Origin of the sequence: Myxococcus sp. RHSTA-1-4, from assembly GCF_020037125.1 — a bacterium.
Taxonomy (GTDB): domain Bacteria; phylum Myxococcota; class Myxococcia; order Myxococcales; family Myxococcaceae; genus Myxococcus.
In genome coordinates, this window is record NZ_JAIQDG010000079.1 from 1 (window position 1) to 5,656 (window position 5,656).

Annotated in this window: 1 protein-coding gene; it reads right to left on the bottom strand. The window is 72.5% G+C overall.

The window, feature by feature from the left end; genetic code table 11:
- Positions 1-5,656 (bottom strand): non-ribosomal peptide synthetase (locus K8638_RS43845; RefSeq protein ID WP_223760753.1); only part of this gene is annotated, 5,656 nt, incomplete at both ends.

Sequence of the window (5,656 nt, forward strand, 5' to 3'; positions counted from 1 at the left end):
CCAGGCGCTGGGCGGGGTAGGACGGGTCGAGCGGCACGTAGCAGCCGCCGGCCTTGAGGATGCCCAGCAGGGCGACGACCAGGTCGAGGTCGCGGTTCAGGAAGACGCCGATGCGGGACTCGGCGCCCAGACCCAGCGAGCGCAGGTGGTGCGCGAGCTGGTTGGAGCGAGCCTCCACTTCCGCGTAGGTGCGCGTACGTCCGTCGAGCTCCATGGCCACGGCCTGGGGCGTACGGCGGGCCTGCGCGCTGAACAGCGAGGCAATGGTGGCATCGGCCGGGTAGTCGGCGCGCGTGTCGTTCCAGGCCACCACGACCTGCTGGCGCTCCGCCTCGCTCATCAGCGGCAGCTCGCTGAGCCGCTGCTCATGGGCGCCGTGCGCCACCGCCTTCAGCAGCACGGTCAGGTGCTCCACCATGCGCCGCGCGGTGTCCGGAGTGAACAGGTCCAGGCTGTACTCCAGCCGGCCCTCCATCACCCCGTTGCGCTCGATCATTCCCAGCGTCAGGTCATACCGGGAGGTCTCCGTCACGAGCGGCAGCACCTCCACGTCCAGCCCCGGCAGGGTGAGCGACCGCAGCTCCGCGTTCAGGAGCACGAACAGGGTCTGGAACAGCGGCGTCCGGGACATGTCCCGCTCGCCACCGAGCTCCTCCACCAGCCGCTCGAAGGGCACGTCCTGGTGCGCGAAGGCGCCCAGGGCCTCCTCGCGGACCCGGTCCACCAGTGTGGTGAAGGCCGGGTCGCCGTCCAGCCGGCAGCGCAGCGCCAGCGTGTTGACGAAGAAGCCGATGAGGGGCTCCAGCTCGGGACGATCTCGGTGGCCCACGGAGGTGCCCACGCAGAAGTCCCGCTGTCCGGAGTAGCGCGCCAGCAGCGCCTGCCACCCGGCCATCAGCACCATGAAGAGCGTCGCGTTCCGCGAGCGGCCGACGTTCTCCAGGCCGGAGATCAGCTCGGCCGGAAGGGTGAAGAAGTGCGTGGCCCCGCGTTGGCTGCGCACGGCCGGACGCGGCGAGTCCGTGGGCAGCTCCAGCACCGGAGCGCCGTCGAGCCGCGAGCGCCACCACTCCAACTGCGCCGCCTGCGCCTCGTCCTCCTGCACCCGGCGCTGCCACGCCGCGTAGTCGGCGTACTGCACCGGCAGGGCCGGCAGCACGGGCTCACGGCCCTGGGCGAGCGCCGCGTACAGCGCGGCCACCTCGTTCACCAGCACGCCCATGGACCAGCCGTCCGAGACGATGTGGTGCATGCACAGCACGAGGACGTGCTCGTCCGCCGCCGAGCGCAGCAGCACCGTGCGCAGCAGCGGGCCGTTGGCGAGGTCGAACGGGAGATGCGCCTCCTCGGTCATGCGCCGCTGCACGGCGGCCTCACGCGCGGCCGGGGCCAGCGCGCTCAGGTCCTCCACGGGCAGCGGCCACTCCGCCGGAGCGGCGTGGATGTGCTGGAGCGGACGCCCGTCACGAGAGACGAAGGTGGTGCGCAGCGTCTCGTGGCGGCGGACCACCTCCGCGAAGGTGCGGCCCAGCGCGCCCACGTCCAGCGAGCCACGCAGCCGGAGCGCGGCGGGCATGTTGAAGACGGACTGCCCCGGCTGGAGCTGGTCCATGAACCACAGCCGCTGCTGCGCGGAGGACACCTCCAGCACGGCGTCCGAGCCGGGCGCGCGGGGCAGGGGCTCCAGGGGCACCGACGTGCGCGTGCCCGATGCCGCGTCCAGACGCTCCGCGAGGCGGGCCACGGTGGGCGCCTCGAAGAACGCACGCAGGGGCAGCTCCACGCCGAGCTGCGCGCGCAGCCTCGTCACCACCTGGGTGGCCAGCAGCGAGTGCCCGCCCAGGAGGAAGAAGTCGTCATGCAGGCCCACGCGCTCGATGTTGAGCACCTCGCGGAACACGGCCGCGAGCTGCTGCTGGCGCGGAGTCTGGGGCTCGACGAAGCCCGCCTCGGTGGGCGTGAAGTCCGGCGCCGGCAGGGCCTTGCGGTCCACCTTGCCGTGCGACGACAGGGGCAGCGCCGCGAGCGCCACGAACGCCGAGGGCACCATGTGCTCCGGCAGGCGCTTGCGCAGGTGCTCGCGCAGCGTGGCGGTGTCCACGTCCGCGGGCACCACGTAGGCGACGAGCCGCTTGTCGCCGGGGACGTCCTCGCGCACCACGGCCACCGTCTCGGTGACGGCGGAGTGCGCGCGCAGCGCCGCTTCCACCTCACCCAGCTCGATGCGGAAGCCGCGCACCTTCACCTGGAAGTCGATGCGGCCCAGGAACTCCAGCGTGCCGTCCTGCTTCCAGCGCACCCGGTCCCCGGAGCGGTACAGCCGCGCGCCCGGCGTGGCGGAGAAGGGGTGCGGCACGAAGCGCTCGGCGGTGAGCTCGGGGCGGCCCAGGTAGCCCCGGGCCAGGCCGTCGCCGCCGATGAACAGCTCACCGGGGACGCCCACCGGCACCGGGCGCATGGACGTGTCCAGCACGTACACCTGCGTGTTGCCGATGGGGCGGCCGATGGAGACGGAGTCGCCGACCACGTCGCCGGGCGACAGCCGCTGCGCGGTGGTGATGGTGGTGCTCTCCGTGGGGCCATAGGCGTTGACCACGGAGCGGCCCAGGGCCAGCCGCTCGCGCACGCGGGGCGCGGGCATCACGTCGCCGCCGGCCACGAGCTGCGTCACGCGGGCCAGGGCCTCGGGCTGATGCTGCTGCATCAGGTCGAAGACGGCGGTGGAGGTGATGATCGCCGTCACCTGACGGTCGATGATGAGTCGCGCCAGCACCTCCACGTCGGGCGTGTGCGGCGGGTAGACGACCAGCCGCGCGCCGTGCAGCAGCGCGCCCCAGATCTCCAGCGTGGACGGGTCGAAGGTCAGCGAGGTGAGCTGGAGGACGGCGTCCTTCGGCTCCAGGTTCACGACGCCCGAGCCGAACAGCAGGCGCAGCACGCCCCGGTGGGGAACGGCCACGCCCTTCGGCGTCCCCGTCGAGCCGGAGGTGTAGGTGACGTACGCGAGGCTGTCCGTCATGGCGGGCGCGGTGACGGGAGCGCCGGACTGACGCGCGACGAGCGGCCAGTCGGAGTCCAGGCACACGACGGGCCGCGAGCTCGCGGGCAGCACGGGCACCAGGGCCTGCTGCGTGAGCACCGCTGCGAGGCCCGCGTCCTCGTACAGGAACGCGAGGCGCCAGGCCGGGTACGCCGGGTCGAGCGGCACGTAGCAGCCACCCGCCTTGAGGACGCCGAGCAGGCCGACGACCACCTCCAGGCTCCGCGCGACACACACGCCGACGCGCGGCTCCGCCCCAAGGTTCAGTGACAGCAGGTGGCGGGCGAGCTGGTTGGAGCGCGCGTCCAGCTCGGCGTAGGTGAGGGTGCGGCCCTCGAACTCCACGGCCACTGCATCCGGGGTCGTCCGGGCCCGCGCGGTGAAGAGCTGGTGCACCGTGGCGTCGGCCGGGTAGTCGGCGCTCGTGTCGTTCCAGGCCACGAGGACCTGCTGGCGCTCGGACTCGCTCATCAGCGACAGCTCGCTGAGCCGGCGGCCCGCGTTCTTCGCGATGTCACCCAGCAGCCGCTGGAAGTGCTCCGCCATGCGCCGCGCGGTGTCCGCGGTGAACAGGTCCAGGCTGTACTCCAGCCGGCCCTCCAGCCCTCCGTCCTGGTCCATCAGCGACAGGGAGAGGTCGAACTTCGAGGTCTCCGTGGCGCTGGGGAGCAGCTCCGCCTTCATGCCCGGCAGCGACGGCGGCTGCATGGGCGCGTTCTGGAGGACGAAGAGCGACTGGAAGATGGGCGTCCGGGAGAGGTCACGCTCCCCTCCGAGCGTCTCCACCAGCCGGTCGAAGGGCACGTCCTGGTGGGCGAAGGCACCCAGGGACTCGTCGCGCACGCGAGAGACCAGCTCGGTGAAGCTCGGGTCTCCGCCCAGGTTGCAGCGGAGGGCCAGTGTGTTGACGAAGAAGCCGATGAGGCCTTCCAGCTCGGGCCTCGTGCGGTGGGCCACGGGCGTGCCCACGCAGAAGTCCGTCTGGCCCGAGTAGCGGGCCAGCAGCGCCTGCCACGCGGCCATCAGCACCATGTAGAGCGTGGCGCCCTGGGCCTGGGCCACCTTCTCCAGCTCGCGGACGAGCTCCGTGGGGAGCATGAGGAAGTGCGTGGCCCCGCGCAGGGTGCGCACGGCCGGACGCCGCGAATCGGTGGGCAGCTCCAGCGCGGGAGCGCCGTGCAGCCGAGAACGCCACCACTGCACCTGCTCCGAGAGTGCCTCGCCCTCCAGCACCTGCCGCTGCCAGGCCGCGTAGTCGGCGTACTGCACGGGCAGCGCGGGCAGGGCGGCCTCAAGGCCCTGGGACAGGGCCTCGTAGAGGGCGGCCACCTCACGCACCAGCACGCCCATGGACCAGCCGTCCGAGACGATGTGGTGCATCGTCAGCAGCAGCGCGTGCTCCTCGGCGGCCGTACGCACCAGCACCGTGCGCAGCAGCGGGCCGTTCACGAGGTCGAACGCGTGGTGGGCCTCCTCGGACATGCGCCTCTTCAGGACGGCGTCGCGCGTGGACGCGTCCAGCGTGCTCAGGTCCTCCACGGGCAGCGGCCACTCCGCCGGGGCGGCGTGGATGCGCTGCGAGGGCTCACCGTCCCGCATGACGAACGTGGTGCGCAGCACCTCGTGCCGGCGGACGATCTCCGCGAAGGTGCGCCGCAGGACGTCCACGTTCATGGGGCCGGACAGCCGCAGGGCGACCGTCACGTTGTAGACGGCCTGGCCCGGCTGGAGCTGCTCCAGGAACCACAGGCGCTGCTGCGCGAAGGACAGCGGCAGCGCCGCCTCGCGGGACACGGGCACCAGCGGGGGGAGCTCCGTACGAGGCGCGTTCGGCAGGAGCGCCTCCAGGTGCTCCGCGAGCAGGGCGACGGTGGGAGACTCGAAGACGGCGCGCAGGGACAGCTCCACCTTGAACCGCCCGCGCACCCGCGTGACGAGCTGCGTGGCCAGCAGCGAGTGGCCGCCGAGCTCGAAGAAGTCGTCGTGCCGTCCGACGCGCTCCACGTTGAGCACCTCGCGGAACAGCGCCACGAGCTGCTGCTGGAGCGGCGTCAGCTCGCCGTCGTCCGTGGTGCCGGAGGACGCGGACGAGAAGTCCGGCGCCGGCAGGGCCTTGCGGTCCACCTTGCCATTGGGCGACAGCGGCAGGGACTCCAGCGCGACGAGCGCGGAGGGCACCATGTACTCGGGCAGCTTCTGCTTGAGGAACGTGCGCAGGTCCGTGGTGTCCACGTCCCCGGGCGTCACGTAGGCGACGAGGCGCTTGTCGCCGGGCACGTCCTCTCGCACCACGGCCACGGATTCGGCCACGGCGGGGTGCAGGCGCACGGCGGCCTCGACCTCGCCCAGCTCGATGCGGAAGCCGCGCACCTTCACCTGGAAGTCCACGCGGCCCAGGAACTGGAGCGTGCCGTCCGCCAGCCACCGCACCCGGTCCCCAGAGCGGTACACGCGGGCGCCCGGAGCGGAGGCGAAGGGATTGGGCACGAAGCGCTCGGCGGTGAGCGCCGGCTGGCCCAGGTAGCCCCGGGCCAGACCGTCGCCGCCGATGAACAGCTCACCCGGCACGCCCACCGGCACCGGCCGCAGCGTCTCGTCCAGCACGTACACCTGGGT